Raw genomic sequence first — 17319 nt, forward strand, 5'->3', positions numbered from 1 at the left:
CAACTTCACCCCCCCGACTCACCCTCCCCCACATCCCTCGTGACGAATCCCGCCCGCCTCGCTAGAGGCTTCGGCTATGCCCCAGATCACGCCCGAGATCGTCGCCGAGCACGGCCTTTCCCCCGACGAATATGACCGCGTCCTCGCGGCGATGGGGCGCGAGCCGAACCTGACCGAACTCGGCATCTTTTCGGTGATGTGGTCGGAGCATTGCAGCTATAAATCCAGCCGCATTCACCTCAAGAAGCTGCCGACCGAGGCCCCGTGGGTGATCTGCGGCCCCGGCGAGAATGCCGGCGTCATCGACATCGGGGATGGTCAGGCCGCGATCTTCAAGATGGAGAGCCACAACCACCCCTCCTACATCGAACCCTATCAGGGTGCGGCGACGGGCGTGGGCGGCATCCTGCGCGACGTGTTCACGATGGGCGCGCGGCCGGTCGCCAATCTCAACGCGCTGCGCTTCGGGCGGCCCGATCATCCGAAGATGCGCCACCTGATCGCGGGCGTCGTCCACGGCATCGGCGGATACGGCAACTGCGTCGGGGTGCCGACCGTTGGCGGCGAGGTCAATTTCCACCCCGCCTATGACGGCAACATCCTGGTCAACGCGATGACGGTCGGCGTCGCCGATCAGGACAAGATCTTCTACAGCGCGGCCAGCGGCGTCGGCAATCCGATCGTCTATGTCGGGTCCAAGACCGGCCGCGACGGCATCCACGGCGCGACGATGGCCTCGGCCGATTTCGGCGACGATGCCGATGCCAAGCGCCCGACGGTGCAGGTCGGCGATCCCTTCACCGAAAAGCTGCTGATCGAGGCGTGCCTCGAACTGATGGCGTCCGACGCGATCGTCGCGATCCAGGACATGGGCGCCGCCGGGCTCACCTCCTCCTCGGTCGAGATGGCGAGCAAGGGCAGGGTCGGCATCGAACTGGTGATGGACGACGTGCCGCAGCGCGAAACCGGCATGACCCCGTACGAGATGATGCTGTCCGAAAGCCAGGAACGCATGCTGATGGTGCTGAAACCCGGCCGCGAGGCCGAGGCGGAGGCGATCTTCCGCAAATGGGAACTCGATTTCGCGGTGATCGGGCGCGTCACGGATACCGGGCGGATGGTGCTCAAATGGCAGGGCGATACCGTGGCCGACATCCCGCTCGGCCCGCTCGCCGACGATGCGCCGCTCTATGACCGGCCGCACGTCCCCACCCCCGCCCCGGCCGCGCTGGGAGAGGTGCCGGAGACCAGCGACGTCGCCGCCGACCTGCTGGCGCTGATGGGATCGCCCGACATCGCCTCGCGCCGCTGGATCTGGGAGCAGTATGACCACATGGTCGGCGCCGATACGGTCCAGCGGCCCGGAGGCGACGCGGCGGTGGTGCGGGTGCACGGCACGCAGAAGGGGCTGGCGATCACCACCGACTGCACCCCGCGCTATTGCCTCGCCGATCCGGTCGAGGGCGGGAAGCAGGCAGTGGCCGAGGCGTGGCGCAACCTGACCAGCGTCGGGGCGACGCCGCTGGCGATCACCAACTGCCTCAACTTCGCCAACCCGCAGCGGCCCGAGATCATGGGCCAGATCGTCGGCTGCCTGGAGGGGATGGCCGACGCCTGCCGCGCGCTCGACTTCCCGATCGTCAGCGGCAACGTGTCGCTCTACAATGAGAGCAAGGCGACCGGCGGCGGCAGCGCGATCCTGCCCACCCCCGCGATCGGCGGCGTCGGCCTGCTGACCGACTGGTCGAAATCGGTGACGATCGGGTTCAAGGGGCATGGCGACGCGATCCTCGCGATCGGCGAGCGCGAAGGACATCTCGGCCAGTCGATCTGGCTGCGCGAGGTGCATGGCCGCGAGGAAGGCCTGCCGCCGCCCGTCGACCTCAAGGCCGAGCGCCGCACCGGCGACTTCATCCGCGAGTGCATCTCCAAGGGCTGGATCAAGGCGTGCCACGACGTGTCCGACGGCGGCATCGCCGTGACGGTCGCGGAAATGGCGCTGGCGTCGAACATCGGCGCGCTGATCGACGAGGTGCTGCCGTTCGGCGTCGCCGAGACGCTGTTCGGCGAGGATCAGGGCGTGTACGTGGTGACGGTGTGCGACACCTGCCTCGCCGACTTCATGGAAGCGGCGTACAAGGCCGACGTCCCGGTCGATCCGCTGGGCCGCACGATCCGCGACCGGCTGGTGTTCGAGACCGAGGTCGGCGACTGGACGGTGACGCTCGATGCCCTGCGCGCGGCGCATGAAGGCTTTTTCCCGCGGCTGATGCGCGATGAAGTGGTGGGGTAAAGAACCGACCTCTCCCCGTTCGTTTCGAGCGAAGTCGAGAAACGTGATTGGGCACTGCGTGGCGGTTTCTCGACTTCGCTCGAAACGAACGGGGGGTGGGAGGTGCTCGTGGGGCTGGACATGACCGCAACCGGACCGAGCCGCATCCTCACCCTCGACGCCGTGCGCGGGATCGCGGTAATGGGCATCCTGCTGATGAACATTGTGTCGTTCGCGATGCCCGATGCGGCCTATGTCCATCCGCTCGCGCTGCCGCCGGTCAGCGACGGCGACCTTGTCGCATGGGGCATCAACCAGCTGCTGTTCGAAGGGCGGATGCGCGGGCTGTTCGCCTTGCTGTTCGGGGCGAGCACATTGCTGGTGATGGCGCGCGCCGATGCCGCGGGCGGATCGCCGGTCGCGACGCATCTGCGGCGAATGGCGGTGCTGGCGCTGTTCGGTGCCGCCCATTTCCTGCTGCTGTGGGAAGGCGACATCCTGCTGCACTACGCGATCCTCGGCATGGTGCTGTGGTTGGCGCGCGACTGGCCGGTCGACAAGCTGGTGCGCGCGGCGGTGATCGCGCTGTCGCTCCACAGCTTGTACTGGAGCTTCCAGATCGGCGGCGCGCTGATGTTCCAGGCGATGGCCACCGGCCCCGACGCGACGCCGCAGATGGTGGCGGGATATCGCACGATGCTCGCCGGTTTCCCCGGACCCGGCAGCCCGGCGATCGTACGCGACCTTGCAATCTACACCGGCGATTACGCCGGCATCGTCGAGCACCGCCTCTCCGACAAGCTGTGGACGCCGTGGGAGTTGCTCAAGGTGCTCGGCGGCGAATCGCTCGGCTATATGCTGATCGGCATGGCGCTGATGAAGAGCGGGCTGTTCACCGGCGAATGGCCACGCGCAGCAGTGCGGCGGGTGATGGTGGTGGCCTATGCCGTTTCGCTGCCGCTGCTGGCGCTGCTCACCTGTTGGACGGTCGCGAGCGGCTTCGACCGGATCGTGATCATGGGCAATTTCATCGCCTGGGCGGTGCCGCTGCGGGTGCTGTGCGCGCTGGGCCATGTCGCGCTGGCGGTGCTGCTGGTGCAGCGCTTCGCCGCAAGTGCGCTCGTCGCCCGGATCGCCGCGGCCGGGCGGATGGCATTCACCAACTATCTCGCCACCAGCGCGGTGATGACGACGATCTTCTATGGCTATGGCCTCGGCCTCTACGGCAGCGTCGGGCGCGCCGAACTCTACTGGTTCGTGGCGGCGATGTGGGCGGCGATGCTGCTCTGGTCGCGGCCCTGGCTCGATCGCTTTCGTTATGGCCCATTGGAATGGCTGTGGCGCAGCCTGGCACGCGGCCGGATCGAGGCGTTGCGGCGATCCTAGACGAACGCCTCCAGCTTCATGCTGGGATGCGGATATTCGAACCGGTTCATCGCCATCGGCAGCACCAGCCCCTCTGGCGCGTCGGGCTTGAAATAATTGCCCTGATAGGAGTTCGGGTGGGTCAGGCCGTCGTCGGCGGAATAGACCGTACCGATCGGGACATAGTTGAGGTCGTTGCCGAACACCGCCGCGATGGCGAGATCGACAAAATTCATCTCCTGCGGGGTCCCGCGTAAATGCGTATCCTGCGCAATGATCGCATGGATCTTGTCCTGGACGAACGACAGGGATGCCATGTCTTTTACCACCTGGTCGAAGGCGTGCGCGCCGTCGTGATGGATCACCGCGCGCATCCGCTTCCGGGTCATCACCTCGCGGACATATTGCGGAAGCGTGCCGTGGAATAGCCGCACCCGTCCAACGCTTTCTGGGAAAAGGCGGCGGATGCGCTCGTGGGTGAAGCGCAGGAAGTCGGGCGAGATATCGACCAGATCGAGATCGAAATCGAATCGCTCGATACAGCCGGCGAAGACACTCGACGAACCGCCCATATATACGCCGACCTCGACCACGCGGTCATATTCGCCGGCCATGTCGCGCAAGGTGGTGGTAAGGTCGTAATAATAGCGGGCGCTGCACTGATCCTCATAGGGGATGTCGAGTGCTTTCACCTTCCGCACGATCGCGTCGAAAATACGGTTCTGACCGCGCAGTGCGCGCGCGTGCCTGATCGCCTGGTAGCCCGAATAGATTGGCACGCCGAGCGCTTCGTGCGGCGCGTCCAGATCGGCCAAGGTCGTGTCAGGATCGATGAAGGTTCCGGGCCACATAATCGTCTCCGCGTGCCCGGCGTCGGGCCTCGGGCGAGGTTGTGACGTAGTTTGGTAAACGCATCGCTAACCCTGCGATCCGCCGCACTGCAAACGCCTCGCATTACCGCTTGCGAGTTGTTCGCATTAGCCCTAGGATGCAAGCAACGGAGCGAGGGTGCTGATGGTCGTTTGCGTCTGCAATGCAATCCGCGAGAAGGATGTCCGCGAAGCTGCCCGCTGCGGTGCGCGCAGTGCGTGTCAGGCCTATGCGACACTGGGGCGGCAGGCGAAATGCGGGCAATGTGTCCCGTTCGCGCGAGCCATTATCGATGCGGAGCGTGCTGCTGCGTAGCGCTCGCAAGCGCCAGGACCCGCCGAAATCTGCCGTTTTTTCCTAGCCAAGCACGTCTACGCGGCGTAGGATGGATGCCTGACATCACAAAAGGCGACGCGGCATGAAGGGCGACCCCAAGGTCATCGATTTTCTCAACGAGGCGCTCAAGAACGAGCTGACCGCGATCAACCAATATTGGTTGCACTATCGCCTTCTCGACCATTGGGGCGTGTACAAGCTCGCCCAGTTCGAGCGCAAGGAATCGATCGAGGAAATGGAGCATGCCGACTGGCTGTCGGAGCGCATCCTGTTCCTCGACGGCCTGCCCAATTTCCAGCTGCTCGGCCGTCTGCGCATCGGCGAAAGCGTCGAGGAAGTGCTCAAGGGCGACCTGGCGCTGGAGGAAGAAGCGATCCCGCTGCTGCGCGACGCGATCGAACATTGCGAAAGCGTGCGCGATTACGTCAGCCGCGACCTGTTCCGCCGCATCCTCGATAACGAGGAAGAGCATGTCGACACACTCGAACGCCAGTTCGAGATGATCGAACGGATGGGTATGGCGAACTATATCCAGCTCAACGCCAAGTCCGAGAACGACGTCGAGCACAAGTAACCGCACCACCGGCACGGCGCTTCGGGCGGTTCAGGCGCTGCGGCGTCCGAACTGTGCGGGGCGTCGTACCGCCAGCGGGTTGGCTTCGCGCTCGAGCTGCGTCAGCGTCTCGAGGAACAGCGGGCGCAGGGCGACGACATGCTCGAGCGCTTCGTCGGGCTGGTCGTGATTCTCGACGCAGGTGCGGGCGATCGTTTCGATCGTCTCGGCGAGGTCGGCCAGAATCTCCGCGCCGAACTGGCGCGACTCGCCCTTGAGCGTATGCGCCGGGATCACCAGGCCGGCCGCGATCCCGCCGCGCATCGCGGTCTCGATCGCACTGACCGACTTGATGCCGTCTTCGCGAAAATAGCCGAGAATGCGGACGAAATTGGCGCCAAGCTCCGCCCTGGCCTGCGCATAGGCGCTCCAGTCGATCAACGCTTCGCCATCCTTCGTCACCGGCATTCGCACACCCCACCTGTGTTGCAGGCAGCGGTGTAGCAGCCAACGGGTAAATAGCATGTTGACGCCGCGGCTATCGCTCGACCCTGAATCGCCCCGGTTCGACCACGGCGAGCCGGGCCGAATGCGCTGCGGCAACCGCGGCGATCTCGCGCGCCGCATTGGGGTCGTCGGCGACGATCTCGATCGCCAATGCCTTGGATTCGCGCAATATCCTCGCCAATCGCAACGCAGGCCAGGGGCATTGCAGGCCGCGCGCGTCGATCAGCTCCACGCCGTCACGCCTTGTCGTACGGATTGCTCGACGGACGCAGCATCAACCGCACCGGCACGGCACCGAATTCGAACTGCTTGCGCAGCCCGTTGATGAGGTAGCGCTTGTAGCTTTCGGGAAGCAGATCGACGCGCGTACCGAACATCGCGAAGGTCGGCGGACGGCTGTTCATCTGGGTGATGTAGCGCGGCTTGATGCGCTTGCCGCCGGGCGCCGGCGGCGGATTGGCCTCCATCGCGCGTTCGAACCAGCGGTTGAGCGCGCCGGTCGAGACGCGACGACCCCAGGCTTCGCGGGTTTCAAAGCCGACCTGAATCAGCGTGTCGAGCCCTTTGCCCGTCGCCGCCGAAACGGTCAGCAGCGGCACGCCCTTCAGTTGCGACAGTCCTTCGTCGAGCGCGGCCTTGACGCCGTTGAACAGGCTCGAGGCATTCTCGGCGACGTCCCATTTGTTGAGCGCGACGATCAGGGCGCGGCCCTCCTGCAACGTACGGTCGGCGATCTTGAGGTCCTGAACCTCGACCCCGCGCGTCGCGTCGAGCAGCAGCACGACCACTTCGGCGAAATCGACCGCGTGCAGCGCATCGGCAACGGCGAGCTTCTCGAGCTTGTCCTGGACCTTCGCGCGCTTGCGCATGCCGGCGGTGTCGATCAGCCGCACCGCGCGGTCGCGCCCCTCACCGTCGGTCCAGGTCCAGTCGATCGCGATCGAATCGCGCGTGATGCCGGCCTCGGGGCCGGTGATGAGGCGATCCTGATCGAGCAGCTTGTTGATCAGCGTCGATTTGCCCGCGTTCGGACGACCGACGATCGCCAGCTTGAGCGGAGCGTCGGGAGAATCGGGATCGATCTCGGGCTCGGCATCCCCCTCGCGCTCGATCAGCGGGCGCAGCGCGTCGAACAAATCGGCCATGCCCTCGCCATGTTCGGCCGACAGGCCGATCGGATCGCCCAGCCCGAGCGCCATCGCCTGGTAGAAGCCGCTTTCGCCGCCGCGCCCTTCCGCCTTGTTCGCGACCAGCACGATCGGCACCTGCGTCACGCGCAGCCAGCGGGCGATCTCCTCGTCGAGCGGCACGATCCCCGCGCGTGCATCGATCATGAACAGGGCGACGTCGGCATCGCGCACCGCCGCTTCGGTCTGGACGCGCATCCGGCCGGGCAGCGTGGCGGCGTCCTCATCCTCGAACCCGGCGGTGTCGATGATCTTGAACTCGAGGCCGATCAGGCTGGCCTCGCCTTCTCGCCGGTCGCGCGTCACTCCCGGCTGGTCGTCGACCAGCGCAAGGCGCTTGCCGACCAGTCGGTTGAACAGCGTCGATTTGCCGACATTGGGTCGGCCGATAATGGCAACGGTGGGAAGCGGCATCGCCCGCCGCTACCCGATTCGCGCGGCCGCGAACAGGGGGGGCTCGCGCGGCACCGCGCGGCGGTGGGATCAGCGATAGGCGGTAAGCCGACCGTCATCGGCGAGCAGGAACAGCGTGCCATTGGCGACCACCGGAGCGAGGGTGAAGGATTGCCTGGTATCGACGGTACTGCCGATGGTGCCGTCGGTCGGCGAGACCGACTGGATTTCGCCCAGGCTGTTGACCAGCAACAACTGGTTGCCCGCCAGCACCGGGCCGGTCCAGCTGATCGGTCCCTTCTTGTCGTCCTCGTCGCGGAAACGGCGCAGCTGGCTGATCCAGCGCACCCGGCCGCTGCCGCGCGACAACGCCATCAGACGGGCGTCGTCCGACACCAGGAAAATCCATTCGCCGACCACCCAGGGAGTCGAGATGCCGGAGATATTCTGTTCCCACAGCCGCTGGCCGGTAGCGATGTCGAGCGCGACCATGCGCCCGCCCTGCCCGACCGCATAGGTCCGGCCTTGGTCGATCACCGGTTCGGCGTCGATGTCGGCGAGGCTCGACACCGACGTCGAGATGCTGGTGCGCGACAGGCTGTCCGCCCACAAAGTGCGCCCATTCTCGTAACGATAGGCGTTGAGCTCGCCCGACGAGAAGCCGGCGACGACGGTCCCCTGCGCGACCGCGGGCGCGGCGACGCCGAACACGCCTTGCGTCTCGATCGAGCCCGATTGGGTCCAGACCTGCTTGCCGTCGGCGGCATCGAGCGCGAACAGCTGGTTGTCCTGCGTGATGACATAGACCTGGCCGAGCGCGACGGTCGGCGATCCGCGCAGCGGCGCGCCGGGCTTGGCCCGCCAGATTTCGGCGCCGTCGGCGGCATTGAGCGCGACGACGTCGCCTAGACCGTTGGTCGCATAAACGCGGCCGCCGTCGTAGCTGACGCCACCGCCGAACCGCGCACTGGCATTGCCGTCGCCCTTGGCGGTATCGACCTTCCACAGCGTTGCGCCAGTGTCGGCCGACAAGGCGTGGACCGCGCCTTCGGTATCGGCGACGAACAGCTTGCCATCGGCGACGACCGGGGGGGCAGCAAGGCGTACGCGGGTGTTGCCGCCGGGGATGGTCACCGACCATGCCTGGCCCAGGCCTTCGAGCGCGAGATGCCCCATCGACTTGGCGGCGTTGCCGCCGGGCTGCGCCCAATCGGCGTTGGCGACCGGAGCAGGCAGCAGGATCGACTGGCCGGCGAGCGTCGGATCGACGCTAACGTCGGTTTCGGACAGCAGGATCGGCTTGCGATCGCCGACCGTCGGCGTCGCCTTGCGCCCACCGAATATGCCGCAGGCGGAAAGCGCGGTCAGTGCGACCACCGCCACGGACAGCTTGAGCGTTTTCATCATCCGGCGTTCTTTTCCTCAGTCTGTGCAGCGGGGCGCGCGGGCGTTTGCGCGGCAGGATCGTCCTGCGCCACGGCGTCGACGCCCAATACCCCCGCCATCTGAACCGCACGTTGCCGGATCGTCTCCGGCACCCCGTCGGTCCGCGCGATCGTGCCGAACAGCTTGCCCGCCTCGGCGCGCTTGCCGAGCGCGAGGTACGACACCGCGACCATCTCGCCCGCGCTGCCCAGCCAGGGGCTATCGGGCGCGGCAAGGCCGCTCAGCCGCGCGATCACCGCATTGGGCTGGAGCGTGTCAAACTCGGCCTGGGTCTGGCGGATCAGGGCGAGGTCGCGGAACGGCTGTGGCAGCGCACTGTCCTGCGCGACTTCGGCGAACTTGGCAGCGGCACCCTTTAGATTGTCGGCCTGAAGCAGGATGTCCGCCTGGGTGAACTTGGCCATAGCGCGATAGCCCTCGACATCCGATCCGGCGAGTTCGGCAAGCGGCGCGGCAGCGGCCTTGGGCTGGTTCTTGCCCAGGCTGTCGAGCGCGGCCGACAATTGCTCGCCCTGCTTGGCGGCGGCCTGCGCCTGCGCATGCTGCCACCACTGCCAGCCGCCGAACGCGACCAGCGCCAGCACGATGAGGCCAAGGATCAGCAAGCCATAGCGCTTGCCGATGCTCGCCACCTGGTCGCGGCGCAGTTCCTCATCGACCTCGCGCGCGAAGGCGTCGTTATTCTGGGGGGTCAGCGCCAAGACGAACTCCATGTAACCAAAGGCGCGGACCTTAGCCGCGCGCAAACCGAAACGAAAGCGATCCTGTCGGGGTCAGCGCCGGGCCGGCGACGACGGTACATAGACCTGATCGGCGCCCGGAAAGGCCCGCGACCGGACGTCCGCCGCATAGGTTTCAACCGCGGCGGAAATGCGGCCGGCGATATCGTCGAACTTCTTGACGAAGCGCGGTGTGCGCTCGAACAGGCCGAGCATGTCCTCGGCCACCAGCACCTGGCCGTCGCACTGCGCCGATGCGCCGATGCCGATCGTCGGACATCCGACAAGCCGGGTAATGTCGATTGCGATCGGCTCGACCACGCCTTCGATGACCAGCGCGAATGCGCCAGCCTCCGCCACCGCGCAGGCATCGCCGACGATCTTGGCGGCTTCCGCCTCGCTACGCCCGCGCGCGCCATAGCCGCCGAGCGTATTGACCGCCTGAGGGGTCAGCCCGACATGCGCCATCACCGGGATGCCGCGCTCGGTCAGGAAGCGCACCGTCGGCGCCATCGCCTTGCCCCCTTCCAGCTTGACCGCCGCCGCGCCGGTTTCCTTGAGCAGGCGCGCGGCGCTGGCGAAGGCAAGCTCGGGCGAGGCTTCGTAGCTGCCGAACGGCATGTCGATGACGACCAGCGCATGATAGCTGCCGCGCACCACCGCCGCGCCGTGCGCGCACATCATCTCGAGCGTCACCGGCACCGTCGAAGGCAGGCCGTAGATCACCTGGCCCAGGCTGTCGCCGACCAGCAGCATGTCGCAATGCGGATCGAGCAACTGCGCCATCCGAACGGTGTAGGCGGTCAGCATCACCAGCGGATCGCCCTCCCCCTTGCGCGCGCGGATCGCCGGCACGGTCACGCGCTTCATCGGCGCGGGCGTCGGGTTGGCGCGGCTGGTCGAAGTGTCGATCGTATAGGTCGTGGACATGGGCAGTGCCTGTAGGCGGTCGGCGGCTATGCGCCAAGCGGCGGTCGGATGCGAGTTCATCTCTATTGACGTGATGTTCGTTATTGTTTACATGATGTCGTTGAGTATGGACATGGAGTCGAAGATGGCATTCAGGGAGAAGCTGGCTTGGGCGCTGCTCGCGACGACGATCGGCGGCTATGTGGTATATTGGAGCGCGGTGCGCGCGATCACCGGCGATGCGGGCTGGGACGCCCCGATATGGATGCTGGTCCCGCCCCTGATCGGATTGTGCGTGCTGACGACGCTGCTGGCGATCGTCGGCGCGGGCGCGGCGGCGCTGTCGGCACCCAAAGAAAGCTATGCCCCCGCCGACGAACGCGATCGCGACATCGCGCGCGGTGCCTCGGCACGGGCGTACAGCGTGGTCACGATCGGGCTGGGCGCAGTCATCGTGCTGACCTTTGCCAATCTGAGCCTGTTGCAGCTGGTCCATGCGCTGGTCAGCCTGCTGATCCTGTCCGAAGGCGTGCGCTATGCCAGCGAGGCATGGTCATATCGGCGGGGGTCGTGATGGAGCGCGCAGCAGCAGAGGTGGCAATGATGGGCTTTCGCGAAAGGCGCGCCTGGGCGGAACTGGCGGCATGGGCAGTGCCGTTTGCGATCTATTTCGCCCTGGCGCCCGGCGGCGAGCCGACCGATATCACGGCAATGCTGCGTCGCCTCGCGGGGTTCGCTGCGGCGACGATCGGCTATGGCATTCTATTGGGTGCCGGAACGCTGTGGAGCATGCGGGGTGCGCCGCGACACGAACGCAGCAAGCCCGACGAGCGCGAGCGGGCGATCGAATGGCGCGCCACCAGCTATGGCTACGGTGTTATGATGGCGGGGATGATCTTGGTCGGAATCGTCCTGCCGTTCGAGCGCAGCGGCTGGGCAATCACCAATGCCGCATTGGCCGCGATCGTGGTGTCGGAAATGGTCCGCCTGACAGCGGTGGCCGTTCTCTACCGGCGGGGTGGATGACGTGGCGGGGGTTCCGATCGCCAACGACATCCGCACTTTGCGCTTCCTCGCGGGCGAGATGACGCAAGCCGATCTGGGCGAACGCGTCGGCGTGACACGCCAGACGATCGCAGCGATCGAGCAGGGCAAATACGCACCCTCGCTCGAAGCGGCGTTCAGGATAGCGCGGGTATTCGACAAGCCGCTGGAGGAGGTGTTCCGGTGGGAGGGGGGCTAGCGGTTTCCACTTGCGCGAAAGCGGCACCGGCCCGCTCCCCCACCCGGCCACCCACAGGATCATGCTGGATGGGTGGCCGGGTGGGGGAGCGGGCCGGTGCCGCTTAGATGAAACAGGCGCTAGGCGATCCAGCCGCGCTGTCGCGCTCGCCCGGCGAGCCACAGCTGGAATATCGCGATGGCGATGATCAGGATCGGGAACGGCAGCGTCTCGCCCGCCCCCTTGACCGCGATCAGGTCGGTCACGGCGAAGATATATCCGAACATCGCGACGCTCGCGATCAGTGAGACGATATAGAGCGGATATGCCCAGGCGCGGCGGGCGATCAGCGCGATCGATCCCAGCAGACCCGACCAGGTGGCGATGCCGTAGAGATAGATGAACCATGCCGGGCGCGACGCCAGCAATTGCCGGTCATAGTCGGACAGCGCGGCGCGGGCCGCGTCGCTCATGCTTATGTCGCTATAGAAGGCGAACACGCCCATCGCGCCCCACAGCACCAGCGCGGCAGCGACCGCGTAGAACCACCCCGCCGGGCGCTGTCGTCCATATCCTGCCATCCCAAGCCCCTAGTCAGCGTTGCAGATCGTCATAGTCGCCGGGTTTGAACCCGACGCGGATTGCTTCGCCCGTGTCGAGCACCGGGCGCTTGATCATCGATGGCTGCGCGACCATCAGCGCGATCGCGGTGTCGCGGTCGAGCTCCGCCTTTTCGGCATCGGGCAGCCTGCGAAAGGTCAGCCCACTCTTGTTCAGCAGCGTTTCCCAGCCAACCGCATCGGCCCACGCGTCAAGCCTGGCCGCGGTGATCCCCGATTTCTTGTAGTCGTGAAAGGCATAGGCGATCCCGCGGGCATCGAGCGCGGCGCGCGCCTTCTTCATCGTGTCGCAATTGGGAATGCCGTAAAGGGTGATCACGCGGGCATCCTACAAGGTCGTTTCGTCGGCAGTATGAACGCGATGGCCGGTCCGGTCCACACCCTTCCCGCCCCCCGATTGACACGGTGCATCCGGCTTCCTAGATAGCGCCTTCGCCTCACGATCGGGAAAGACCGCGCCGTCGCGCAGCGCGTTCACGAATAGGTCGCATTGAGGTTTAGCCAGACGCCCTGCAACGCTGCGGTTCCCGCCATGGGAGCACGCGGCTTTTGTCGTCTGACCACCCCAGCGCTGCGACATTTCTGAGCTGAGAGGCACACAGCACCCATGGCGACCAAAGCAATCGAACCGATCGCACCGAAGCGCGCGAGCGATAACGGCACCCTGAAGCGCCGGATTCGCAAGGTGTTCGGCGACAATCACGAAGTTGTGCAGATGCCGAACCTGATCGAGGTGCAGCGCGAATCGTACGAGCAGTTCCTGCGCTCCGACCCGTCGATCGGCTATGTCTCAGGCCTCGAAAAGACGCTGCGCTCGGTGTTTCCGATCCGCGACTTCGCCGGCACCGCCGAGCTCGATTTCGTCAATTACGAGCTCGAGCCGCCCAAGTTCGATACCGAGGAATGCCGCCAGCGCGGTATCACCTATGCCGCGCCGATGCGCGTGACGCTGCGCCTGATCGTGTTCGAGGTCGATGCCGACACCGAGGCGCGCAGCGTGCTCGATATCAAGGAGCAGGACGTCTACATGGGCGACATGCCCCTGATGACGGGCAACGGCACCTTCATCGTCAACGGCACCGAGCGCGTGATCGTCAGCCAGATGCACCGCTCGCCGGGCGTGCTGTTCGACCATGACCGCGGCAAGACGCATGCGTCGGGCAAGTATCTGTTCGCCGCGCGCGTCATCCCCTATCGCGGATCGTGGCTCGATTTCGAGTTCGACGCCAAGGATATCGTCAACGTCCGTATCGACCGCAAGCGCAAGCTGCCGGTGACGACGCTGCTCTATGCGCTGGGGCTGTCGAGCGAGGAGATCCTCAACCATTTCTACAACCGCGTGACCTATGTCCGCGGGCCGAACGGCTGGCAGATCCCGTTCGCCGCCGAAAATTGGCGCGGGCAGAAGCCGATGTTCGACATCGTCGATGCCAAGTCGGGCGAAGTGATGTTCCCGGCGGGCCAGAAGATCAGCCCGCGTGCCGCCAACAAGGCGGCCAAGGACGGGCTGGCGACGCTGCTCATCCCGACCGAGGAAATCTTTGGTCGCTATTCGGCATATGATCTGGTCAACGAGACCACCGGCGAGATCTATATCGAGGCGGGCGACGAGGTGTCGGCCGAGAATCTCGAGAAGCTCGACGCCGCCGGCATCGACCGGCTCGAACTGCTCGACATCGACCATGTCTCGACCGGGCCGTGGATCCGCAACACGCTCAAGGTCGACAAGGCCGAGGAGCGCGACCAGGCGCTGTCCGACATCTATCGCGTGATGCGCCCAGGCGAGCCGCCGACGCTGGAGACCGCCGAATCGCTGTTCGCCGGGCTGTTCTTCGATCCCGACCGCTACGATCTGTCGGCCGTGGGCCGCGTCAAGCTCAACATGCGCCTCGACCTCGATGTCGAGGACACGGTGACGACGCTGCGCACCGATGACATCCTTGCGGTGGTCAAGACGCTGGTCGATCTGAAGGACGGCAAGGGCGAAGTCGACGATATCGACAATCTCGGCAACCGCCGCGTGCGTTCGGTCGGCGAACTGCTCGAGAACCAGTATCGCGTCGGGCTGCTGCGCATGGAGCGCGCGGTCAAGGAGCGGATGTCGTCGGTCGATGTGTCGACGGTGATGCCCAACGACCTGATCAACGCCAAGCCCGCGGTCGCCGCGGTGCGCGAATTCTTCGGCTCGTCGCAGCTGTCGCAGTTCATGGATCAGACCAATCCGCTGTCGGAAGTCACCCACAAGCGCCGCGTGTCGGCGCTCGGGCCGGGCGGTCTGACGCGCGAGCGCGCGGGCTTCGAAGTCCGCGACGTTCACCCGACGCATTATGGCCGCATCTGTCCGATCGAGACGCCGGAAGGCCCGAACATCGGCCTGATCAACAGCCTCGCCACGTTCAGCCGGGTCAATAAATACGGCTTCATCGAGACGCCGTACCGCAAGATCATCGACGGCAAGGTGACCAACGACGTCGTCTATCTGTCGGCGATGGAAGAGCAGAAGCACACCGTCGCGCAGGCTTCGGCCGCGCTCAACGGCGACAACAGCTTCTCCGAAGACCTAGTGTCGGCGCGACAGGCGGGCGAGTTCCTGATGGCGATCCCCGATACGGTGACGCTGATGGACGTTTCGCCCAAGCAGCTGGTTTCGGTCGCGGCGTCGCTCATTCCGTTCCTCGAAAACGATGACGCCAACCGCGCGTTGATGGGTTCGAACATGCAGCGCCAGGCGGTGCCGCTGGTCCAGGCCGAGGCACCGTTCGTCGGTACCGGCATGGAAGAGACGGTGGCACGCGATTCGGGTGCGGCGATCTCTGCGCGGCGCGCGGGCATCGTCGATCAGGTCGACGCGGCACGTATCGTGATCCGCGCGACCGGCGAGGTCGAGGCGACCGAGAGCGGCGTCGACATCTACACGCTGATGAAGTTCCAGCGGTCGAACCAGAACACCTGCATCAACCAGCGCCCGCTGGTGAAGGTAGGCGACGTCATCAACGCCGGCGACGTGCTGGCCGACGGTCCGTCGACCGAGTTCGGCGAACTGGCGCTCGGCCGCAACGCGCTGGTCGCGTTCATGCCGTGGAACGGGTACAACTACGAGGATTCGATCCTCATCAGCGAGCGCATCGTCAAGGACGACGTCTTCACCTCGATCCATATCGAGGAATTCGAAGTCATGGCGCGCGATACCAAGCTCGGACCGGAGGACATCACCCGCGATATCCCGAACGTCGGCGAGGAGGCTCTGCGCAACCTCGACGAGGCGGGCATCGTGTACATCGGTGCCGAGGTCGAGCCGGGCGATATCCTCGCCGGCAAGATCACGCCGAAGGGCGAATCGCCGATGACGCCGGAGGAGAAGCTGCTCCGCGCTATCTTTGGCGAGAAGGCTTCGGACGTGCGCGATACGTCGCTGCGGCTGCCGCCGGGCGTTGCCGGCACGGTCGTCGAGGTCCGGGTGTTCAACCGCCACGGCATCGACAAGGACGAGCGCGCGATGGCGATCGAGCGCGAGGAGATCGAGCGGCTCAAGAAGGACAGCGATGACGAGCGCGGCATCCTCAACCGTGCGACCTGGTCGCGCTTGAAGGACATGCTGATCGGTCAGGTCGCGACCGCGGCGCCCAAGGGCGTCAAGAAGGGATCGACGATCGACGAGGACCTGCTGGCGCAGGCCGAACGCCACGAATGGTGGAAGTTCGCGGTCGCTGACGACGCGATGCAGTCGAACCTCGAAGCGGTGAAGGCGCAGTATGACGAGGCGGTGAAGAAGATCACCGACAAGTTCCACGATCGCCGCGACAAGCTGGAACGCGGCGACGAGCTGCCGCCGGGCGTGCTCAAGATGGTCAAGGTGTTCGTCGCGGTGAAGCGCAAGCTGCAGCCGGGCGACAAGATGGCCGGGCGTCACGGCAACAAGGGTGTGATCTCGCGTATCCTGCCGCAGGAGGACATGCCGTTCCTCGAGGACGGGACGCCGGTTGATCTGGTGCTCAACCCGCTGGGCGTGCCTTCGCGGATGAACGTCGGGCAAATCTTCGAGACGCATCTCGGCTGGGCGGCGCGCGGCCTGGGTCGGCAGGTGACGCAGGCGCTCGAGGAATGGCGGGAGGCCAACCCGAACCCGCAGCCGGGCGCGATGCCCGACGCGGTCAAGGAACGGCTCAAGACCATCTATGGCGAGAAGTATCACAGCGAGATCGACGCGCGGTCCTCGGACCAGATCATCGAGCTGGCGCAGAACCTGAAGAACGGCGTGCCGATGGCGACGCCGGTGTTCGACGGCGCGCGCGAGGCCGATGTGTCGGCGATGCTGGAGCTGGCCGGGCTCGACACGTCGGGTCAGGTGACGCTGTTCGACGGGCGGACGGGCGATTCGTTCGATCGCAAGGTGACGGTCGGGTATATCTACATGCTCAAGCTGCATCACCTCGTGGACGACAAGATCCACGCGCGCTCGATCGGGCCGTACTCGCTGGTCACGCAGCAGCCGCTGGGCGGCAAGGCGCAGTTCGGCGGCCAGCGTTTCGGCGAGATGGAAGTCTGGGCGCTGCAGGCGTACGGCGCTGCCTATACGCTGCAGGAGATGCTGACGGTGAAGTCCGACGACGTGGTCGGCCGCACCAAGGTCTATGAGGCGATCGTCAAGGGCGACGACACGTTCGAGGCCGGCATTCCCGAGAGCTTCAACGTGCTCGTCAAGGAGATGCGCTCGCTGGGCCTGAACGTCGAATTGAAGAGCCACGAGCTCGACGAGGACGGCGTTGCGGTGATCCCGGCGGAGTGATCCGATAGAACCGTTCGTCCTGAGTGGCCGCTGAGCGAAGTCGACGCGGCGTATCGAAGGACCGAGTGGCGAATGACCCATCGATACGGGCCTTCGCTTTGCTCAGTCCCTGCTCAGGACGAACGGATTAGGTT

Annotated in this window: 17 protein-coding genes; 8 read left to right on the forward strand and 9 right to left on the reverse strand. The window is 65.7% G+C overall.

Annotated elements, in window-relative coordinates; all coding sequences use genetic code 11:
• Positions 1–76 precede the first annotated feature (76 nt).
• On the forward strand, positions 77–2293 hold the full coding sequence (purL, locus tag FHY50_RS08435; RefSeq protein ID WP_140048027.1) for a phosphoribosylformylglycinamidine synthase subunit PurL: 2217 nt from the start codon (positions 77–79) through the stop codon (positions 2291–2293).
• A 120-nt stretch (positions 2294–2413) separates the two neighbouring features.
• Positions 2414–3658: a DUF418 domain-containing protein gene (locus FHY50_RS08440; RefSeq protein WP_140048028.1), complete on the forward strand. Its 1245-nt coding sequence runs from the start codon at positions 2414–2416 to the stop codon at positions 3656–3658.
• Here the strand turns inward: FHY50_RS08440 and FHY50_RS08445 are convergent.
• Entirely contained in the window at positions 3655–4488 is an 834-nt protein-coding gene (locus FHY50_RS08445) for a class I SAM-dependent methyltransferase (RefSeq protein ID WP_140048029.1), read from the reverse strand. The genes FHY50_RS08440 and FHY50_RS08445 overlap by 4 nt on opposite strands.
• 163 nt (positions 4489–4651) lie before the next feature.
• On the opposite strand from FHY50_RS08445, the gene FHY50_RS08450 reads away from it, so the two are divergent.
• Together FHY50_RS08450 and bfr are read left to right on the forward strand one after the other, a co-directional pair.
• The gene (locus FHY50_RS08450) at positions 4652–4822 is read left to right on the forward strand and encodes a (2Fe-2S)-binding protein (protein ID WP_140231104.1); all 171 of its coding nucleotides are present in this window, start codon (positions 4652–4654) and stop codon (positions 4820–4822) included.
• A 103-nt stretch (positions 4823–4925) separates the two neighbouring features.
• Complete coding sequence (bfr, locus tag FHY50_RS08455; protein ID WP_140048030.1) at positions 4926–5417, forward strand: bacterioferritin; 492 nt, start codon at positions 4926–4928, stop codon at positions 5415–5417.
• A 30-nt stretch (positions 5418–5447) separates the two neighbouring features.
• Here bfr and FHY50_RS08460 read toward each other — a convergent pair whose 3' ends face one another.
• The 6 genes from FHY50_RS08460 to panB form a co-directional block, all read right to left on the reverse strand.
• Complete coding sequence (locus FHY50_RS08460) at positions 5448–5864, reverse strand: Hpt domain-containing protein (protein ID WP_140048031.1); 417 nt, start codon at positions 5862–5864, stop codon at positions 5448–5450.
• Between the two features lie 70 nt (positions 5865–5934).
• Positions 5935–6135 (reverse strand): sulfurtransferase TusA family protein, encoded by a 201-nt coding sequence (locus FHY50_RS08465; RefSeq protein ID WP_140048032.1) that lies wholly within the window; start codon positions 6133–6135, stop codon positions 5935–5937.
• A 4-nt stretch (positions 6136–6139) separates the two neighbouring features.
• Positions 6140–7504, reverse strand: coding sequence for a ribosome biogenesis GTPase Der (gene der / locus FHY50_RS08470; protein WP_140048033.1), 1365 nt, complete (start codon positions 7502–7504; stop codon positions 6140–6142).
• 69 nt (positions 7505–7573) lie between these two features.
• On the reverse strand, positions 7574–8890 hold the full coding sequence (locus tag FHY50_RS08475) for an outer membrane protein assembly factor BamB family protein (protein ID WP_140048034.1): 1317 nt from the start codon (positions 8888–8890) through the stop codon (positions 7574–7576).
• Positions 8887–9630 carry a tetratricopeptide repeat protein gene (locus FHY50_RS08480; RefSeq protein ID WP_140048035.1) on the reverse strand — a complete coding sequence of 248 codons (744 nt, stop codon included), beginning with the start codon at positions 9628–9630 and terminating at the stop codon, positions 8887–8889. Before FHY50_RS08480 ends, FHY50_RS08475 begins: the two co-directional genes overlap by 4 nt.
• A 72-nt stretch (positions 9631–9702) precedes the next feature.
• Entirely contained in the window at positions 9703–10578 is an 876-nt protein-coding gene (panB, locus tag FHY50_RS08485; RefSeq protein ID WP_140048036.1) for a 3-methyl-2-oxobutanoate hydroxymethyltransferase, read from the reverse strand.
• Positions 10579–10702: 124 nt separating this feature from the next.
• Between panB and FHY50_RS08490 the strand changes: the two genes are divergently transcribed.
• The 3 genes from FHY50_RS08490 to FHY50_RS08500 are packed head-to-tail and all read left to right on the forward strand — an operon-like array spanning position 10703 to position 11800.
• Positions 10703–11131: a DUF2178 domain-containing protein gene (locus FHY50_RS08490; RefSeq protein WP_166745406.1), complete on the forward strand. Its 429-nt coding sequence runs from the start codon at positions 10703–10705 to the stop codon at positions 11129–11131.
• The gene (locus FHY50_RS08495) at positions 11131–11583 is read left to right on the forward strand and encodes a hypothetical protein (protein WP_140048038.1); all 453 of its coding nucleotides are present in this window, start codon (positions 11131–11133) and stop codon (positions 11581–11583) included. The genes FHY50_RS08490 and FHY50_RS08495 overlap by 1 nt, the downstream gene beginning before the upstream one ends.
• A 1-nt stretch (position 11584) precedes the next feature.
• Positions 11585–11800, forward strand: a complete 216-nt coding sequence (locus FHY50_RS08500) for a helix-turn-helix transcriptional regulator (protein WP_140048039.1) — start codon at positions 11585–11587, stop codon at positions 11798–11800.
• Positions 11801–11919: 119 nt separating this feature from the next.
• On the opposite strand, the gene FHY50_RS08505 is transcribed toward FHY50_RS08500, so the two are convergent.
• Together FHY50_RS08505 and FHY50_RS08510 are read right to left on the reverse strand one after the other, a co-directional pair.
• On the reverse strand, positions 11920–12360 hold the full coding sequence (locus tag FHY50_RS08505) for a hypothetical protein (RefSeq protein WP_140048040.1): 441 nt from the start codon (positions 12358–12360) through the stop codon (positions 11920–11922).
• Between the two features lie 13 nt (positions 12361–12373).
• Entirely contained in the window at positions 12374–12718 is a 345-nt protein-coding gene (locus FHY50_RS08510) for an arsenate reductase (protein ID WP_140048041.1), read from the reverse strand.
• Positions 12719–13006: 288 nt separating this feature from the next.
• Between FHY50_RS08510 and rpoB the strand changes: the two genes are divergently transcribed.
• Positions 13007–17185 carry a DNA-directed RNA polymerase subunit beta gene (gene rpoB, locus FHY50_RS08515; RefSeq protein ID WP_140048042.1) on the forward strand — a complete coding sequence of 1393 codons (4179 nt, stop codon included), beginning with the start codon at positions 13007–13009 and terminating at the stop codon, positions 17183–17185.
• The last annotated feature ends 134 nt before the right edge of the window (positions 17186–17319 follow it).

Origin of the sequence: Sphingomonas japonica (assembly GCF_006346325.1) — a bacterium.
Lineage (GTDB): Bacteria > Pseudomonadota > Alphaproteobacteria > Sphingomonadales > Sphingomonadaceae > Sphingomonas > Sphingomonas japonica.